The sequence below is a fragment of the Stenotrophomonas rhizophila genome, assembly GCF_000661955.1.
In the GTDB taxonomy this organism is placed as follows: Bacteria; Pseudomonadota; Gammaproteobacteria; order Xanthomonadales; family Xanthomonadaceae; genus Stenotrophomonas; species Stenotrophomonas rhizophila.
Genome location: NZ_CP007597.1, coordinates 4,092,848 through 4,110,227 on the forward strand (window position 1 = coordinate 4,092,848; position 17,380 = coordinate 4,110,227).

Genomic DNA, 17,380 nt, shown 5'->3' on the forward strand with positions numbered 1-17,380 from the left:
CGGTGGTACCCACGCCTGCCGGGTGGCAGGCGCAGCTCGATTTCAGGCGTTGCTGCCCGCTGCTGCCGGTGCCGGTGCCGGTGGCGGCGTTGCCTCCGGCGTGGCGGCAGGCGCGGCATCGGCGGGTGCCGGTGCTGCAGGCGTCGCTGCCGGCGCAGGTGCCGGTGCCGGTGCGGGCTTGCGTGAGGCCAGCCATTTCTGGAAGTCCTCCTTGGACACCGCTTCCACCACGATGGGCATGAAGCCATGGTCCTTGCCGCACAGCTCGGCGCACTGGCCGCGGTAGACGCCGGGCGTCTCGATGTTGGTCCAGGCCTCGTTGATGAAGCCGGGAATGGCATCCTGCTTCCAGCCCAGCGCCGGCACCCACCAGGCGTGGATGACGTCGTCGGAGGTGATCACGAAGCGCACCTTGGTATCCACCGGCAGCACCAGCCGGTTGTCCACTTCCAGCAGGTAGTGCGGGTGCGATGCCAGCGTGGGCACCGTGCCGCTCTGCCGCACGCGGTCGGACTCGCGGTCCAGGCGGCTGGTGAAGGTGACGTCCTCACCGAGGTATTCGTACTTCCACATCCACTGGTAGCCGGTGACCTTCACGGTCATTTCCGAATCGCGGGTGTCGTAGAACTTGATCAGGTTGGCCGTGGCCGGCCAGGCCATCACCACCAGGATGATCACCGGGATCACCGTCCAGATGACCTCGGCCTTGGTGTTGTGGCTGAAGGTGGCCGCGACCGCGCCCTTGGATTTGCGGAACTTGAACATGGCGTAGAACATCGCGCCGAACACGATCACGCCGATCACGGTGCACACCCACAGCGAGAACAGGTTGGATTCCCACGCCAACCGCGCGCTCTGGGTCACCCCCTTGCCCATGTTCAACTGCCACGGTTTGGGGTCGGCCGCCTGGGCCCACGCCAATGCGGGCGCCAGCAGTGCTGCCCCGCTCATTGTTGCTGTTGCGAACGTCCTGCCCCACTTTCTGCGTTGCTTCATTGCCTAGACCCTTAGCGTCGTCGGTTGCAGCCATTGCGGGCCGCGAGCAAGCCTTCTGGTTTTCCGGGCCGGTGGATTGGCCCCGAGCGGTCCTTCTCGCCACCGGCGCGGCACCATGCCCATTCAGGGCGGTGACGCACTCCGGCAACTACCCGGCGGCGGGGATGACCTCGCGCTCCGGGACCTTCAACACAGCAAACAGCAGGACGAACAGCGGGGGCATGGAGCGCCTGTGGGGGACGCAATTCCTGCTGCAGGAAACGTCTCGATGGTAGCCCTGCACTCGCGACAGTAGCAAGGGTCCATTCACATTTTCAGGAATGGTGCAACACAGCATGAGGTCCGGCGGTACTTTTGACGAAATCAGCACACTATTCACAGGCTACCTCGTTCCCGCCGAATCCCTTTGTATGAAAGGCTATGGGTGTGATCAGGCAGCGCCGTGAAAGTGCTTCCAAGCGCCAAAAAACGATTAAAATGGTCAAGTTCTCCACGAGCCAACCGGCATGACCGCACCTTCCGCACCGATTCCTGCCCCGGCCCCGTCCGGCGCTCTCCGTCCGCCGCTGCTGTCGCCTGAGCTGCGCACGCCTCCCCCTGCGTTCCGCCAGGCCATCACCGATGCCTGGATGAAGGACGAGGCCAGCCACGTGCGCGAGCTGTTGGCGCAGGCGCGCCTGCCGGCCGACGAACAGGCGCAGGTGCAGGCCACCGCCGCCGACCTGGTCAAGCGCGTGCGCGTGCGTGCCCAGGACCAGGGCGCGATCGAAGCCTTCATGCGCCAGTACGACCTGGGCAGCGAGGAAGGCGTGCTGCTGATGTGCGTGGCCGAGGCGCTGCTGCGCATTCCCGACCAGGACACCGCCGACAAGCTGATCCGCGACAAGCTGGGCGATGCCGACTGGAAGAAGCACATGGGCGGCAGCGACTCGGTGCTGGTCAACGCCTCCACCTGGGGCCTGATGCTGACCGGCCGCCTGGTGCAGATCAACGACGCCACCCGCGCCGACGTGCCGGGTGCGTTCGCGCGCCTGATCGGCCGCGTGGGTGAGCCGGTGATCCGCCTGGCCGTGCGCCAGGCAATGAAGATCATGGGCCACCAGTTCGTCATGGGCCGCACCATCGACGAGGCGCTGTCGCGCTCGCACAAGGGCGACAACGCCAGCTACCGCTATTCGTTCGACATGCTCGGCGAAGGCGCGCTGACCATGAAGGACGCCAAGCGCTACCTGGAAGACTACCGCCGTGCGATCCACTCCATCGGCGGCGACCACAAGGCCCGTGGCGGCCGCCCGGACGGCGACGTCAACGCGGCCCCGGGCATCTCGATCAAGCTGTCGGCGCTGTACCCGCGCTACGAGCATGCCAAGCGCGCGCGCGTGATGGCCGACCTGGTCCCGGGCGTGCTGGAACTGGCGCAGCTGGCCAAGTCCTACGGCATCGGCTGCACCGTGGATGCCGAGGAAACCGACCGCCTGGAGCTGTCGCTGGACATCATCGAAGCGGTGGTCAGCGATGCGTCGCTGAGCGGCTGGGAAGGCTTCGGCGTGGTCGTGCAGGCCTACCAGAAGCGCACCCCGTACACGATCGACTACCTGGCCGACCTGGCCCGTCGCATCGGTCGCCGCCTGCAGGTGCGCCTGGTCAAGGGCGCGTACTGGGACGCGGAAATCAAGCGCGCGCAGATCGACGGCCTGCCGGCCTACCCGGTGTTCACCCGCAAGCAGAACACCGACGTGTCCTACCTGGCGTGCACCAAGCGGTTGTTCTCGCATGCCGATGCGCTGTACCCGATGTTCGCCACCCACAACGCGCACACCATTGCCGCGGTGAAGGCGATCGCCAAGGGGGGCCAGTACGAGCACCAGAAGCTGCACGGCATGGGCGATGACCTGTACGCCGAAGTGGTGCCGGCCAATCGGTTGAACGTGCCGTGCCGCGTGTACGCACCGGTCGGTTCGCACGAAGACCTGCTGCCGTACCTGGTGCGCCGCCTGCTGGAAAACGGCGCCAACTCCAGCTTCGTCAACCGCATCACCGACGACGCGGTGGCCATCGATGACCTGATCCGCGATCCGGTCGAGGCGGTGTCCTCGTTCGCGTCCATTCCCCACCCGAAAATCCCGCTGCCGGTCGACCTGCTGCGCAGCCAGAACCATGACAGGACCAATTCCATGGGCGTCAATCTTGCCAACGACAACGACCTGCGCGCGCTGGCCGAGCAGCTCAACGCCGCCGTGAAGCCGTGGAAGGCCGCGCCGCTGGTGCCCGGCGCCACCCCGACCGGCGTGCTGTTGAACGTGACCAACCCGGCCGACACGCGCCAGGTGGTGGGCCAGTGGCAGCCGGCCGACAGCGCCACCGTCGAGAAGGCGCTGGCCAATGCCGTGGCCGCGCAGCCGGCCTGGAACCGCACCCCGGCCGCCAGCCGCGCGGCGATCCTGGAACACGCTGCCGAGCAGCTGGAAGCGCGCATGCCCGAGTTCATGGCGCTGTGCGTCAAGGAAGCCGGCAAGAGCCTGCCCGACGGCATCGCCGAAGTGCGCGAAGCGGTCGACTTCCTGCGCTACTACGCCAAGCAGGCGCGCGAGCAGTTCGGCCACGCCGAAAAGCTGCCCAGCCCCACCGGTGAATCCAACGAACTGCAGCTGCATGGCCGCGGCGTGTTCGTCTGCATCAGCCCGTGGAACTTCCCGCTGGCGATCTTCCTGGGCCAGGTGGCCGCCGCGCTTGCCGCCGGCAACAGCGTGATCGCCAAGCCGGCCGAACAGACCAACCTGATCGGCTACTACGCAGTGAAGCTGCTGCTAGACGCCGGCGTGCCCGAAGGCGTGGTGCAGTTCCTGCCGGGCGACGGCGCCACCGTCGGTGCCGCGCTCACCGCCGACCCGCGCGTGGCCGGCGTGGCCTTCACCGGCTCCACCGACACCGCCCGCGCAATCAACCGCGCGATGGCCGCACGCGATGCCGCCATTGGCGTGCTGATCGCCGAAACCGGCGGCCAGAATGCCTTCATCGCCGACTCCTCGGCGCTGCCGGAACAGCTGGTCAAGGACGCCATCGGTTCGGCGTTCACCTCGGCCGGCCAGCGCTGCTCGGCCGCGCGCGTGCTGTTCGTGCAGGACGACATCGCCGACAAGGTGATGACCATGCTGTCCGGTGCGATGGCCGAACTGAAGGTCGGCGACCCGGGCCTGCTGTCCACCGACGTCGGCCCGGTTATCGACGCCGACGCGCTGCAGATCCTGCAGGACCACGCGGTGCGCATGGAGAGGGAAGCGCGCCTGATCGCCGCGGCCGAACTCGACGAAGCCGCCGCGCATGGCACCTTCTTCGCGCCGCGTGCGTACGAACTGAAGAACCTGGACCAGCTGCACAAGGAAGTCTTCGGGCCGGTGCTGCACGTGATCCGTTGGAAGGGCGACCAGCTGGATGCGGTGATCGACCAGATCAACGCCACCGGCTACGGCCTCACCCTGGGCGTGCATTCGCGCATCGATGAAACCGTGGACCGCATTTCCTCGCGCATCAACGTGGGCAACGTGTACGTCAACCGCAACCAGATCGGCGCGGTGGTCGGCGTGCAGCCGTTCGGCGGTCAGGGCCTGTCCGGCACCGGCCCCAAGGCCGGCGGCCCGCACTACCTGCTGCGCTTTGCCACCGAAAAGACCGTCACCGTGAACACCACGGCCGCCGGTGGCAACGCCTCGCTGCTGACCCTGGGCGACTGATCCACGGCGCAAGGCGGCACTGAAAAGCCCCGCGAAAGCGGGGCTTTTTTTGTTGCGCCCGGTCCCTTGCCTCTGTGCCATCATCCGCACATGCGCACCCTCCTTCGGACAACCCTGCTGCTTCCCGTGCTCCTGCTCGGCATCGCGCAGGCCACCGCTGCGCCACCCGAGCGGGTGCTGGTGTTCACCCACACCGCCGGGTTCCGGCACGATTCCATCCCCACGGCCGTGGCCACGCTGCAGACGCTGGCCACCGGCGAGCGCATGGTTGCCGACCACAGCGAGGACCCCGGTGCGTTCACCGCTGCCAACCTCGCGCGCTACCGCGTGGTGGTGTTCGCCAGCACCACCGGCGATGTGCTCGACGCCAACCAGCAGGCCGCGCTGGAAGGCTTCATCGGCCACGGCGGCGGCTTTGTCGGCGTGCATGCGGCCGCCGATACCGAGTACGGCTGGCCGTGGTATGGCCAGCTGGTGGGCGCATGGTTCAAGGCGCACCCGCCCGGCCTGCAGGACACGCAGGTGCAGCCCGAGCGCGATGGCCGCGCGCACGGCACGCCGTGGCCGGTCCGCGACGAGCTCTACAACTACCGCGAGAATCCCCGCGGGCGCGTGCAGGTGGTGGCTACCGTGGACGAGCGGCGCTACGACGGCGGCAGCATGGGCGCGGACCATCCCATCACCTGGTGCCATCGTTTCGGCGGCGGGCGCAGCTGGTACACCGGCCTGGGGCATGACGAAGCGGTGTACCGCAACCCGCATTTCCTGGCGCAGCTGCGGCAGGGTATGCGTTATGCGGCGGGCCGCTCGCCGATCTGTTGAGTCGCTGATCGCCCCTGCATCCGCAGCCCACCGGATCTTCCACGTTCCACTGGTAGCGGCGCATACCGATCGACTGCCGATGGCTGAGTTACGCCCGTGCATCACCGCCTGGCATCGCCGCGCGGCAGGCAAACAAAAAGCCCCGCTTTCGCGGGGCTTTCTGCATTCAGACACGCAGTACTGCTACGGCGATCAGAACTTGTAGTTGAACGACGCAGCAATCACGTCGCCGCCCACATCGTACTTGCCCACCAGCTTGTTACCGGTTTCCGCGGTCGTGTTGACGCTCGGATCCTTGGTGAACAGGTGGGTGTAACCGAAGTTGTATTCCATGTTGGCCGACGGGGTCCAGCCCACGCCCAGCGACAGCCACTTGCGGGTGGTGTCCGGCACGCGGACGTCGCGGTGCGCGTCGGTGGTCGGGGTCTGGTCGTATGCCACGCCGCCGCGCAGGGTGACGGTGTCGCTCAGCTTGAAGTCCGTACCCAGCGACACGAAGGTGGTGTCGCGGTAGGCGAAGTTGAGGTTCGAGTCGGCCTGGTTGGAGGCGTAATCGATGGTCACCTTGTCGAACGAGGTCGACCACGCGGTGCGGGTCACATCGCCCATGACGGTCCAGCGGTCATTGACGTTGTGGGTGACGCTGAAGGTCGCCGAGGCCGGCATGGTGACCGTGGCGCGACCGCTGGTGTCCACGAACCAGCCCGGGCGCACGTTCGGGCGGCCCAGGATGGCGCGGGCGCGATCACCGCCGTCGAAGGTGGCTTCGCCGTTGGTGATCTTGTGTTCCACCTTCGACCGGTAGCTGATACCGATGTGGGTGTTCTCGTCCGGGCTGAACAGGCCGCCCACGGTCCAGCCGACGGCGTTGTTGTCGCCCTTGACCTTCAGGGTGCCGTCATCGGTGCCCGGTGCGAAGGTCGGCACGCGCAGCTGGCTGACCAGTGCGCCGTAGTCGATGGCATTGGTCAGTTCGATGGTCAGGTGCTCAACGAACACCGACGCGCCGAAGGACACGTACGGGTTGACGTCATAGGACGCGGCGAAGCCCAGGTCGATGGCCTTCAGGTCGGTCTTGATGCCGCTGTAACGGCCGACCCAGTTGCTGTCGTATTCGGTCTTGAAGCCGAACGGGGCGGTCAGCGAGACGCCGAAGTGGGCCTTTTCGCCGATCGGCATGTGGAAATAAGCAGCCGGGACCGGCGCGATCATGCCGGCGTCGCCGCCGTCACCGCCCGAGATCGGGGTGCCGGTGCCGGCACCGGTCGGGCCGGCGTTGCGGCCGCTGCCCTTGAAATCGGCCGAGAAGCTGATGGCGCTCAGGTCACCCTGGATCTGCATGCCTTCCAGCTGGCGCATGCCGGCCGGGTTGACGGCGATGATCGAGGCGTCGCCCTGGGCGCTGCCCGAACCGGCGAAGGCGCGGCCAAGACCCTTGGCGCTGTTTTCCTTCAGCTGGAAGGCGGCGGCGTGGACGTGGCCGGCGGCCAGGGCACCGGCGATGCCGACGGCCAGGGCGGTGACGCGGGCAAGCGAGGAAGCGGTATGCATGTTTGGTTCTCTCCGGAATTGCGGTGATGTTGGGCAACGCGCGCCTGCGTTCTTCCCTGCCCTGGGGCGGGAACAACGCGCCGGATTCCCCTCCCGACATACGACGCCGTATTGGAGTATACCCAGACCGGTTAATGAAACAATAACGGGCGTCGCCCTGGTGGCTATTCAGGCTGAACCCGTCAATCCCCCGTCCGAAGCGCCACCGCGCTAGGCTAGCGCACCCATGTTCGTGTCGATCCCTTCCCGCAAGAAGTCTGCCTTCCGCTGGGCTACCCCGCTGCTGTTCGCGGCGCTGTGGGTGGCGTTCCTGTGGTCGATCTCGCGGCCGGGGGACGCCCGGCGCAGCCTGTGGCTGGACTGGGGCGCGCTGTCGACCGGGCTGACCCGCCCGCTTGACTGGTGGGCCACCCTGCAGGACGGCAGCGTGTTGCGCTTGTTCACCGCCCTGTTCCTGCATGCCGACTGGTCGCACCTGCTGGGCAACCTGGTGTTCCTGCTGATCTTCGGGCTGCCGGCCGAGCGCGTGCTGGGGCCGTGGCGGCTGATGCTGCTGTTCCTGGTGGGCGGGGCAATTTCCAACCTGACCGCGATCTACACCATGGGCAGCCCGGACCAGATCATCATCGGTGCCAGCGGCGCGGTGTCGGCGTTGATCGGGGCCTACCTGGCCCTGTTCCCCGGCGCGCGGCTGGGTGTGGTGATCCCGCTCGGCCTGTTCCTGGAATTCGTGCGCGCCCCGGCGTACCTGCTGATTGGGGTCTGGGCGGCGCTGCAGGTCGTGTTTGCCTACATCGGGCCGAGCTTCGGCATGGTGGCCTGGTGGGCGCACATCGCCGGCTTCGCGTTCGGGCTGGGCTATGGCGTGTACGTACGCGCGGCGATCGCGCGGCGGCTGCGAAAGCGGCACGGCTTCTAGCGCGACCGCATCGGTGGTGCCGGCCGCTGGCCGGCTCCCCGCACAGTTGAATCCATTCGGTAGTGCCGGCCGCTGGCCGGCTCCCCGCGCAGTTGGATGACTGCAGAGCCGGCCAGCGGCCGGCACTACCGGTCAGGGTTTGGTCGGCACGTCCGTCGGCTTCGCTTCTGCAGGCTTCGCTTCTGCAGGCTTCGCTTCTGCAGGCTTCACCTCTGCCGGCTTCTTCGCGTCCGGCTTCTTCTGCGCCGCCGCCTTGGCGGCGTCCGCCTTCTGCTTGGCCACTACCGAACCGGGCTGCTTCAACTCGGCCAGCGCATCATTGATCGGGCCATCACCGGACAGCACGTCACCGGCCTTGTAGCCCTCGGTGCCTTCTTCGTCACCGCGCAGGTGGCCCGGCAGGGTCGCTTCGCTGTAGTCGGCCAGGCTGGCCGGCAGGTCGTCCTCACCCTCGCGCTTTTCCGGCTGCAGCACCACGTCGGGCACGATGCCGGTGGCCTGGATCGACTTGCCACTGGGGGTGAAGTAACGCGCGGTGGTGAGCTTGACCGAATCGCCGTTGTCCAGCGGCAGCACGGTCTGCACCGAGCCCTTGCCGAAGGTGCGGCTGCCCACCACGCGGGCGCGGCCGTTGTCGCGCAGCGCACCGGCCAGCACTTCGGAGGCGCTGGCAGAGCCTGCGTCGGCCAACACCACAACCGGCGCGCCCTTGAGCAGGTCGCCCGGGGTGGCGTCGAAGCGGGCATCGCTGATCGAGATGCGGCCGCGCGTGCTCACGATGTTGCCCTTCTCAAGCAGGTCATCGGCCACCTGCACTGCTGCGGTGAGCAAGCCGCCCGGGTTGCTGCGCAGGTCCAGCACCAGGCCCTTGAGCTTGCCGCCCGCCTGCTGCTGCAACTGGCCCACGTGCTTCTGGAAATCGGCACCGGTGTCGGCCTGGAACGTGCTCAGGCGGATGTACCCGTAGCCCGGTTCCAGCATGCGACTGCGCACGCTGGTCACGCGGATGGTCTGGCGGGTCACGGTGACATCGAACGGCTTGGGCTTGCCCTCGCGCACCAGGGTGAGGACCACCTTGCTGCCCGCCTTGCCGCGCAGCGGTTCGGTGGCTTCGATGGCGCTGATCGGCTTGCCGTCGATGGCGATGATCAGGTCGCCGGCGAGGATGCCGGCCTTGGCGGCCGGGGTGTCGTCGATCGGCGAGATCACCTTCAGGCTGCTGTTGTCGGGCTGCTGCTGCAGCTCCACGCCGATGCCGTCGTAGGCGCCGGTGGCCTGCTCATCGAAGGCCTCGGCGTCTTCCTTGTCGAAATAGGTGCTGTGCGGGTCCAGGTCCAGCAACAGGCCACGGATGGCCGACTGCATCAGCTTCTTGTCGTCCACCGGGTCCACATAGGCGGCGCGTACCGCGTTGTAGACCGCCACATAGCGCCGGATCTCTTCCAGCGGCACCCGCGATGTCACCGCTTCTTCGTTGCTGGCGGCGTCGCTGGTACTGCTGGCGGCCTCGCGGGTCTGCTGCGCCCATGACACGGCGGGCAACAGGGCCAGCAGCAAGGTGGCGGTACGGGCTACGCGCATGAAGCACTCCAGGTCGGCGGGGGACGGTAAACACGCACCAGGTGCGTCGCCCGATTATGCGCGAAGCGACGATAAATTCCCGTTGAACCCGGTGTGCGACAGGCGCCTGCCGTTGGGCTGGCTGTCAGCGACGCTGCAGCCAGCTGCCCGGATCCACCGGCTGGCCGTTGCGGCGCAGCTCGAAGTACAGCGCGGTCACGCCCTGCCCACCGGAGTTGCCGACTTTGGCCACCGCATCGCCCTTTTTGACCGTGGCGCCGGCATCACGCAGCAGGGTGTCGTTGTGTGCGTACAGGCTCATGTAGCCATTGCCGTGGTCGACGATCAGGATCATGCCGTAGCCGGTCATCCAGTCGGAGAACACCACGGTGCCATCGGCCACGGCGGTGACCGTGCTGCCGGCCGCGGCACCGATCAGCACGCCGCTGCTGGTACGGCCATCGGGCAGCTTGCCGCCATAGCGCGCCAGCAGGTTGCCCGACAACGGCCAGCCCAGCCCGCCCACCTTGGGCGGCGGCGCCGAGGCCACTGCCGGCGGGGTCTTGCCCGGTCGCGGCGGTGGGCGGGTGCCGTTGGCGGCCGCGGCCTTCTCCGCTTTCTCGGCGGCGGCCTTTTCGGCAGCCGCGCGGCGGGCAGCCGCCCGGCGCTCGGCCTCGGCACGGGCAGCGGCGGCACGCAGGTTGGCCAGCAGCGTTTCCAGCGCCTTGGCATCCTGGCCCAGCGCCTTTTCGCGCTCGCTGCGGTCCTTGTAGCGCTCGTCCAGACTGGCCACGGTGGCCGCGCGGTTGCGGCGGTCGTCGGCCAGGGTCGCCACCTGCTGCTTCTGCTGCTGGCGGGTGCCTTCCAGCGCCTGCCGGCGTTCGACGATCTGCGCTTCCACGGCCTGCAGTTCGGCCAGATCGTGGGTGAGCAGCTGGATGCGGCGGGCACGCTCGCGCTGCAGGTAGCGGTGGTAGGCCAGGCTGCGGTTGGCGTCGGCCACGCGGTCCTGCGACAGCAGCAGCTTCAACGGCGCGTTGTTGCCGATGCGGTAGGCCGACCGCAGCAGCGAGGCCAGTTCTTCGCGCTGCTTGGTCATGCCGGCCTGCAGGTCGCTGCGCTTGCGCTGCAGCTCTTCCATGGCGCGGGTTTCGCGCTGCAGGGCGGTTTCGGTCTGGGCCAGCACGCGGCCGGTTCGGGCCACTTTCTCGTCGGCGTCGCGCAACTGGCGCGAGGCCTGGCCGCGCTGGCCTTCCAGCGTGCGGCGCTCCTGCGCCACGCCCTTCAACTCCGACCGCAGCTTCTGCAGCTTGCGCTCGGCTTCCTTTGAACTCTGTGCCGACACCGGCCCCATTGCCAGGACCGCCAGCGCCAGCACCAGCCCGTGCGCCCACGCGCGCAGGACGACGGCCCCGCGGCGACCGGGCGTCGGTTTGTTATTCCGGCGTGAGGACAAAGCGTTGTGGCGCAAGGGCTTTCCAGTGACTTCAGGCAGATGCGGATTGTAGCGATGCATGGTGACATCCCAACAGGCGGCCTGCCAGCCGCACACCGGACATGAGGTCACCATGAAACATATTCCACTCGCGCTGCTGTTGGCCCTGGTGCTGCCGTGCGCACCTGCCTTCGCCAGCGAAGACATCAGCAAGGTCAACGGCAGCATCCGTGCGTCGGCCGGCCAGACCTACGGCGACCTGGAGACCGTCAATGGCGGTGTGACGGTCGAAGAGGGTGTGGTCACCCGTGAGATCGAGACGGTCAACGGCAGCATCCGGATCGACGACCGCGCCCGCACCACCGGCGTGTCCACCGTCAACGGCAACGTGCGGATCGGCCGCGACGTGGTCGCCGCCGGCAACGTGGAAACGGTGAACGGCAGCATTTTCGTCGACCGTGGCAGCGTGGTGGAAGGCAACATGGAAACCGTCAATGGCGGCATCGGGCTGGTGGAGACGCGCTTGAACGGCAACATCGAAACGGTCAACGGCGACATCACCGTCGGCGTCGGCTCGGAGGTCCAGGGCGGCATCCGGGTCAAGAAGCCCAACTTCAGCCTGTCGTTGACCGGCAACCGCAAGCCCCGCGTGATCGTCGGCCCCAATGCCAGTGTCAGCGGCAGCCTGCAGTTCGACCGTGACGTCACCCTGTATGTCCACCGCAGCGCGCACATCGGTCCGGTCAGCGGCGCCCAGCCGCAGACGTTCGATACCGACGCCGCGCCCCAGGATTGATACCCTCTTCCGGTGCCTGTCGGCACCGGCCCCTTGTACCCAGGAATCGATGATGCCCCGCAAACTTCTGTTGTGCCTTGCTGCCACCGCCGCGTTGACCGCGTGCAAGGGCGAAGCCACCGCACCTGTCGACACGGCCGCCGCGCCGGCGCCGGTGGCCGCCACTGGCCACGCGTTCTCGCCCGACATCAACGCCGCCGATTTCGGCGAGCTGGTCAAAACCCTCTCCTCCGACGCGTTCGAGGGGCGTGCCCCCGGCAGCAAGGGCGAAGAACTGACCGTCAACTACATCCGCGACCAGATGCAGCGCATCGGCCTGCAGCCGGGCAACGGCGACAGCTGGTTCCAGGACGTGGCCATGACCGAAACCAGCGCCGACGAATCGACGGTGCTGAAGCTGGTCCAGGCGGGCAAGCAGCGCGACCTGACGTTCGGCACCGACATGGTGATCGGCACCCGCAGCGGCCAGCCCGAAGTGAAGGTCGAGAACAGTGAGCTGGTGTTCGTCGGCTACGGCGTGGATGCGCCGGAGCAGAAGTGGAACGACTACGCCGGGCAGGACTGGAAGGGCAAGACGGTGGTGATGTTCGTCAACGACCCGGGCTTCCACGTCGACGATGCCAAGCTGTTCGACGGCAAGCGCATGACCTATTACGGGCGCTGGACCTACAAGTTCGAAGAAGCCGCCCGCAAGGGCGCCGCCGCGGCGCTGATCGTGCACGACACCGCCGGTGCTTCCTACGGCTGGGACGTGGTGAAGAACTCCTGGGCCGGCCCGCAGTACGACCTGCCGGCCAAGGATGACCCGGAAGCCCGCATCCCCGCACAGGGTTGGTTGAGTGCAGAAGCGGCCCGCCAGCTGTTCGCCGATGCCGGTCTGGATCTGGACAAGGCCTACAAGGACGCCAGCAAGCGCGGCTTCAAGCCGGTGTCGCTGAAGGCCAAGGTGTCCTTCGACCTGAAGAGCACCATCGCCGAGAAGAAGTCGCGCAACGTGGTTGGCGTGCTGCCGGGCAGCAAGCGGGCCGACGAAGCGGTGCTGTACATGGCCCATTGGGACCACCTGGGCAAGCACGAGGGTGAGCAGGGCGACAACATCTACAACGGTGCGGTAGACAACGCCACCGGCGTGGCCGGCATCCTGGAAGTGGCCGATGCGATGGCACACCAGCAGCCGCCGCCGGAGCGTTCGGTAGTGTTCCTGGCGGTGACGCTGGAGGAGTCGGGCCTGCTGGGCTCCAAGTACTACGTGAGCCACCCGACCTTCCCGCTGGACAAGATTGCCGGGGTGATCAACATCGACGCGATGTCGGTGGCTGGCCGTGCCAAGGATCTCACGGTGACCGGCTTCGGCAGCTCGGAGCTGGAAGACATCCTCAAGCCGCTGGCCGCCAACCAGGGCCGCACCCTGCACGGCGAGACCGCGGTGCAGAGCGGCTTCTACTTCCGTTCGGACCACTTCAACTTCGCCAAGGCCGGCGTGCCGGCCCTGTATGCCGACGGCGGCGAAGACCTGCGCGACGGTGGCGTCGAGGCCGGCCGCAAGGCCGCCGAGGCCTACGGCCGCGACCGCTATCACGGGCCGAAGGATGAGTTCGACGCGGCCACCTGGAAGCTGGACGGCACGGTGGAAGACCTGCAGCTGCTGTACGGCGTAGGCAAGGAACTGGCCGGCGGCGACCGTTGGCCGAACTGGTACGAGGGCAACCCGTTCAAGGCGGCCCGCGACGCGATGATGGCGCCGAAGGCTGGGGCGGCAGGTGCACCGGCACCGGCACCGGCCAGCAAGTAAGCCTCAGTCAGTGCTTGAACCAGAAACGGCGCCCTACGGGGCGCCGTTTTTTTGTGGATGGATGTCGCCAATGGGGCATCGGAAATGTGGCCTGGTAGGGTCGCATCCCGATCGACTGCCGTTGCGGCTGCCGCGCCCGGTAATGGCATGACAATGATCGGCGGAACGCGTGCGGTGTCAGGTGCGCGACATGAGACGTCCATGCGCCAATGCGATTGCGGACGTGGTCGGCGGTCGTTTGGGAACCGACCCTACCGGTGTATCGGCGGCGCGTGCATGTTCCGGTGATGAGGCATCCCGGCGTGGCGATGCGCAGAAATGTGGGTGGTAGGGTCGCATCCCAATCGACCGCCGTTGCGGCCGCCGCGCCCGGTGATGGCATGACCGTGATCGGCAAAACGCGTGCGGTGGCAGGCGCCCGGTATCAAAGGTCCATGCGCCAATACAATCGCAGACGCGGTCGGCGGTCGTTTGGGAACCGACCCTACCGGTGTATCGGCGGCGCGTGCATGTTCCGGTGATGAGGCATCCCGGTATGGCGATGCGCAGAAATGTTGGTAGGGTCGCATCCCAATCGACCGCCGGTGCGGCCACCGCGGCCGGTGATGGCATGACAATGATCGGCGAAACGCGTGCGGTAGCAGGTGCGCGACATCAGACGTCCATGCGCCAATGCGGTCGCAGAGGTGGTCGGCGGTCGTTTGGGAACCGACCCTACCTTGGTTGGCTATCCGCGGCGGGTGACGTTTCTGGCGTCATCGGCCAGCGTGACCAGAAATACGGGTACTCGCCTACGCTGGCGGCCAAGCCTGCGCGGACGGGGTTCTCGATCAGGTATCTCGCCTGCCTTTCCAGGGATTCGTCCGACCGCACGCAGTGATCGTAGAAACCTCGCTGCCAGACGCTGCCTTGCGCACCTGTGTGCAGGTTGAAGGCACGCGACGCGCGGGATTTGAATGCCTGCATGCAGCGGCTGATGTTGCCGTCGCGCAGCTGCATCAGCCAGTGCACGTGATCTGGCATCACCACCCAGGCGAGTGTTCGTGAGCGTGCCTCGCGATCGGAGCAACGTAAGGCCTCAACGACACATTCAACGCGTGCGGCATCGACGAACAGCTTGCGTCGATCTGCAACGGTGGATGTGAGCATGTAATAGGCGCCTCGGACAGAGCGGCGACCGATGAGAAGGCGTGGGCTGGACATGCCGTCAGGTTCGCGCCGACGGGGTCGCTCTGGTATCCGGTATTGAATGTGGGCCCTGTCGGAGGGAGGGTATTTGGCGTGTCAGGGGGAGTCCCGCCATACGCTGCCGAGAGCCAGCAGCCTTTGAGCGTGGGTCCATGCGTCAATGCGATTGCAGGCGAGGTCGGCGCTCGTTTGGGAACCGACCCTACCGGCGTCGTCCTTGCCTTTCGCCTTTCTCTGGGGCAAAGAAAAAACCCCGCTGCGTGAGCAGCGGGGTTTTGGGTGTAAACCCTGGCGATGACCTACTCTCGCATGGCTTGAGCCACACTACCATCGGCGCAGCTGCGTTTCACTTCCGAGTTCGGGATGGGATCGGGTGGTTCCACAGCGCTAATTTCACCAGGGAGACGGTTGGAGCAGCGCGTTGCGCCAGCTCGGCATGGGTCTCTTCCGAGAAACAGACACCTTCGAAAACCGGGTGCCTGCAAAAAAAGAAAAACCCCGCTGCGTGAGCAGCGGGGTTTTTGGGTATAAACCCTGGCGATGACCTACTCTCGCATGGCTTGAGCCACACTACCATCGGCGCAGCTGCGTTTCACTTCCGAGTTCGGGATGGGATCGGGTGGTTCCACAGCGCTAATTTCACCAGGGAGACGGTTGGAGCAGCGCGTTGCGCCAGCTCGGCATGGGTCTCTTCCGAGAAACAGACACCTTCGAAAACCGGGTGCCTGCAAAAAAAGAAAAACCCCGCTGCGTGAGCAGCGGGGTTTTTGGGTATAAACCCTGGCGATGACCTACTCTCGCATGGCTTGAGCCACACTACCATCGGCGCAGCTGCGTTTCACTTCCGAGTTCGGGATGGGATCGGGTGGTTCCACAGCGCTAATTTCACCAGGGAGACGGTTGGAGCAGCGCGTTGCGCCAGCTCGGCATGGGTCTCTTCCGAGAAACAGACACCTTCGAAAACCGGGTGCCTGCAAAAAAGAAAACCCCGCTGCGTGAGCAGCGGGGTTTTGGGTATAAACCCTGGCGATGACCTACTCTCGCATGGCTTGAGCCACACTACCATCGGCGCAGCTGCGTTTCACTTCCGAGTTCGGGATGGGATCGGGTGGTTCCACAGCGCTAATTTCACCAGGGAGGCTTTTGGAGTGTCGCCGCAGAGCGTGTCTTTGCAGGGAGCGGGCACGGATGTGCCGGCTTTACAAAGAGACGCGCCTGAGCGCCTGCCTCTCGTTTGGTCTTGTGACGTAGCGTGCACTTGGGCTCTATCGACATGTCATGTCGGCCAAGGCAACTTGAGGTTATATGGTCAAGCCACACGGATCATTAGTATCAGTTAGCTCAATACATTGCTGTACTTACACACCTGACCTATCAACCACATAGTCTATATGGTTCCTTCAGGGGGCTTGTGCCCCGGGAGATCTCATCTTGAGGCGCGCTTCCCGCTTAGATGCTTTCAGCGGTTATCGCTTCCGAACATAGCTACCCGGCAATGCCACTGGCGTGACAACCGGAACACCAGAGGTTCGTCCACTCCGGTCCTCTCGTACTAGGAGCAGCCCCTCTCAAATCTCCAACGCCCATGGCAGATAGGGACCGAACTGTCTCACGACGTTCTGAACCCAGCTCGCGTACCACTTTAAATGGCGAACAGCCATACCCTTGGGACCGACTACAGCCCCAGGATGTGATGAGCCGACATCGAGGTGCCAAACACCGCCGTCGATATGAACTCTTGGGCGGTATCAGCCTGTTATCCCCGGAGTACCTTTTATCCGTTGAGCGATGGCCCTTCCATACAGAACCACCGGATCACTAAGTCCTAGTTTCCTACCTGCTTGATCCGTCGATCTTGCAGTCAAGCACGCTTATGCCTTTGCACACAGTGCGCGATGTCCGACCGCGCTGAGCGTACCTTCGAGCTCCTCCGTTACTCTTTAGGAGGAGACCGCCCCAGTCAAACTACCCACCATACACGGTCCCCGATCCAGATTATGGACCCAGGTTAGAACGTCAAGCACGACAGGGTGGTATTTCAAGGATGGCTCCACTGCAGCTAGCGCCACAGTTTCATAGCCTCCCACCTATCCTACACAGACGAACTCAACGTTCAGTGTAAAGCTATAGTAAAGGTTCACGGGGTCTTTCCGTCTTGCCACGGGAACGCTGCATCTTCACAGCGATTTCAATTTCACTGAGTCTCGGGTGGAGACAGCGCCGCTGTCGTTACGCCATTCGTGCAGGTCGGAACTTACCCGACAAGGAATTTCGCTACCTTAGGACCGTTATAGTTACGGCCGCCGTTTACTGGGGCTTCGATCAAGAGCTTCGCCTTGCGGCTGACCCCATCAATTAACCTTCCAGCACCGGGCAGGCGTCACACCCTATACGTCCACTTTCGTGTTTGCAGAGTGCTGTGTTTTTGATAAACAGTCGCAGCGGCCTGGTTTCTGCGGCCCTCTTCAGCTATAGCTCGCATGAGCCACCAAAAAGGGCGCACCTTCTCCCGAAGTTACGGTGCCATGTTGCCTAGTTCCTTCACCCGAGTTCTCTCAAGCGCCTGAGAATTCTCATCCTACCCACCTGT

General features: G+C 65.6%; 10 protein-coding genes and 5 rRNA genes (1 of these 15 only partly in view). 5 read left to right on the forward strand and 10 right to left on the reverse strand.

Annotated features, from left to right (window positions below; all coding sequences use genetic code 11):
* Positions 1–42 precede the first annotated feature (42 nt).
* The gene (gene coxB / locus DX03_RS17970) at positions 43–996 is read right to left on the reverse strand and encodes a cytochrome c oxidase subunit II (protein WP_038690931.1); all 954 of its coding nucleotides are present in this window, start codon (positions 994–996) and stop codon (positions 43–45) included.
* A gap of 506 nt (positions 997–1,502) precedes the next feature.
* On the opposite strand from coxB, the gene putA reads away from it, so the two are divergent.
* Together putA and DX03_RS17980 are read left to right on the forward strand one after the other, a co-directional pair.
* Positions 1,503–4,727: a bifunctional proline dehydrogenase/L-glutamate gamma-semialdehyde dehydrogenase PutA gene (gene putA / locus DX03_RS17975; RefSeq protein ID WP_038690933.1), complete on the forward strand. Its 3,225-nt coding sequence runs from the start codon at positions 1,503–1,505 to the stop codon at positions 4,725–4,727.
* A gap of 90 nt (positions 4,728–4,817) precedes the next feature.
* On the forward strand, positions 4,818–5,549 hold the full coding sequence (locus tag DX03_RS17980; protein WP_038690935.1) for a ThuA domain-containing protein: 732 nt from the start codon (positions 4,818–4,820) through the stop codon (positions 5,547–5,549).
* 192 nt (positions 5,550–5,741) lie between these two features.
* Here DX03_RS17980 and DX03_RS17985 read toward each other — a convergent pair whose 3' ends face one another.
* Complete coding sequence (locus tag DX03_RS17985; protein ID WP_038690937.1) at positions 5,742–7,100, reverse strand: outer membrane protein transport protein; 1,359 nt, start codon at positions 7,098–7,100, stop codon at positions 5,742–5,744.
* Between the two features lie 226 nt (positions 7,101–7,326).
* Here DX03_RS17985 and DX03_RS17990 point away from each other — a divergent pair, with 226 nt between their 5' ends.
* A complete protein-coding gene (locus tag DX03_RS17990) occupies positions 7,327–8,019 on the forward strand; it encodes a rhomboid family intramembrane serine protease (RefSeq protein WP_038690939.1) in 693 nt (230 codons plus the stop codon).
* A 132-nt stretch (positions 8,020–8,151) separates the two neighbouring features.
* Here DX03_RS17990 and DX03_RS17995 read toward each other — a convergent pair whose 3' ends face one another.
* Both DX03_RS17995 and DX03_RS18000 read right to left on the reverse strand, forming a co-directional pair.
* Positions 8,152–9,600: a S41 family peptidase gene (locus DX03_RS17995; protein ID WP_038690942.1), complete on the reverse strand. Its 1,449-nt coding sequence runs from the start codon at positions 9,598–9,600 to the stop codon at positions 8,152–8,154.
* Between the two features lie 124 nt (positions 9,601–9,724).
* A complete protein-coding gene (locus tag DX03_RS18000) occupies positions 9,725–11,050 on the reverse strand; it encodes a murein hydrolase activator EnvC family protein (protein WP_038690944.1) in 1,326 nt (441 codons plus the stop codon).
* A gap of 97 nt (positions 11,051–11,147) precedes the next feature.
* On the opposite strand from DX03_RS18000, the gene DX03_RS18005 reads away from it, so the two are divergent.
* Together DX03_RS18005 and DX03_RS18010 are read left to right on the forward strand one after the other, a co-directional pair.
* The gene (locus DX03_RS18005) at positions 11,148–11,810 is read left to right on the forward strand and encodes a DUF4097 family beta strand repeat-containing protein (protein ID WP_038690946.1); all 663 of its coding nucleotides are present in this window, start codon (positions 11,148–11,150) and stop codon (positions 11,808–11,810) included.
* 52 nt (positions 11,811–11,862) lie between these two features.
* Positions 11,863–13,602 (forward strand): M28 family metallopeptidase, encoded by a 1,740-nt coding sequence (locus DX03_RS18010; protein ID WP_038692593.1) that lies wholly within the window; start codon positions 11,863–11,865, stop codon positions 13,600–13,602.
* 714 nt (positions 13,603–14,316) lie between these two features.
* Here the strand turns inward: DX03_RS18010 and DX03_RS18015 are convergent.
* From DX03_RS18015 to DX03_RS18040, 6 genes are all read right to left on the reverse strand, one after another.
* Positions 14,317–14,805, reverse strand: coding sequence for an REP-associated tyrosine transposase (locus DX03_RS18015; protein WP_051598915.1), 489 nt, complete (start codon positions 14,803–14,805; stop codon positions 14,317–14,319).
* 271 nt (positions 14,806–15,076) lie between these two features.
* Positions 15,077–15,191 (reverse strand): 5S ribosomal RNA (gene rrf / locus DX03_RS18020).
* 131 nt (positions 15,192–15,322) lie between these two features.
* A 5S ribosomal RNA gene (rrf, locus tag DX03_RS18025) occupies positions 15,323–15,437 on the reverse strand.
* Between the two features lie 131 nt (positions 15,438–15,568).
* Positions 15,569–15,683 (reverse strand): 5S ribosomal RNA (rrf, locus tag DX03_RS18030).
* 128 nt (positions 15,684–15,811) lie between these two features.
* Positions 15,812–15,926, reverse strand: a 5S ribosomal RNA gene (rrf, locus tag DX03_RS18035).
* Between the two features lie 169 nt (positions 15,927–16,095).
* Positions 16,096–17,380, reverse strand: a 23S ribosomal RNA gene (locus DX03_RS18040); it runs 1,594 nt beyond the window's last position.

Excerpts from the sequence above, each read along its gene's own strand:
- coxB (WP_038690931.1), bottom strand. The coding sequence starts at position 996 with ATGAAGCAACGCAGAAAGTGGGGCAGGACGTTCGCAACAGCAACAATG.
- putA (WP_038690933.1), top strand. The coding sequence starts at position 1,503 with ATGACCGCACCTTCCGCACCGATTCCTGCCCCGGCCCCGTCCGGCGCT.
- DX03_RS17980 (WP_038690935.1), top strand. The coding sequence starts at position 4,818 with ATGCGCACCCTCCTTCGGACAACCCTGCTGCTTCCCGTGCTCCTGCTC.
- DX03_RS17985 (WP_038690937.1), bottom strand. The coding sequence starts at position 7,100 with ATGCATACCGCTTCCTCGCTTGCCCGCGTCACCGCCCTGGCCGTCGGC.
- DX03_RS17990 (WP_038690939.1), top strand. The coding sequence starts at position 7,327 with ATGTTCGTGTCGATCCCTTCCCGCAAGAAGTCTGCCTTCCGCTGGGCT.
- DX03_RS17995 (WP_038690942.1), bottom strand. The coding sequence starts at position 9,600 with ATGCGCGTAGCCCGTACCGCCACCTTGCTGCTGGCCCTGTTGCCCGCC.
- DX03_RS18005 (WP_038690946.1), top strand. The coding sequence starts at position 11,148 with ATGAAACATATTCCACTCGCGCTGCTGTTGGCCCTGGTGCTGCCGTGC.
- DX03_RS18010 (WP_038692593.1), top strand. The coding sequence starts at position 11,863 with ATGCCCCGCAAACTTCTGTTGTGCCTTGCTGCCACCGCCGCGTTGACC.
- DX03_RS18015 (WP_051598915.1), bottom strand. The coding sequence starts at position 14,805 with ATGTCCAGCCCACGCCTTCTCATCGGTCGCCGCTCTGTCCGAGGCGCC.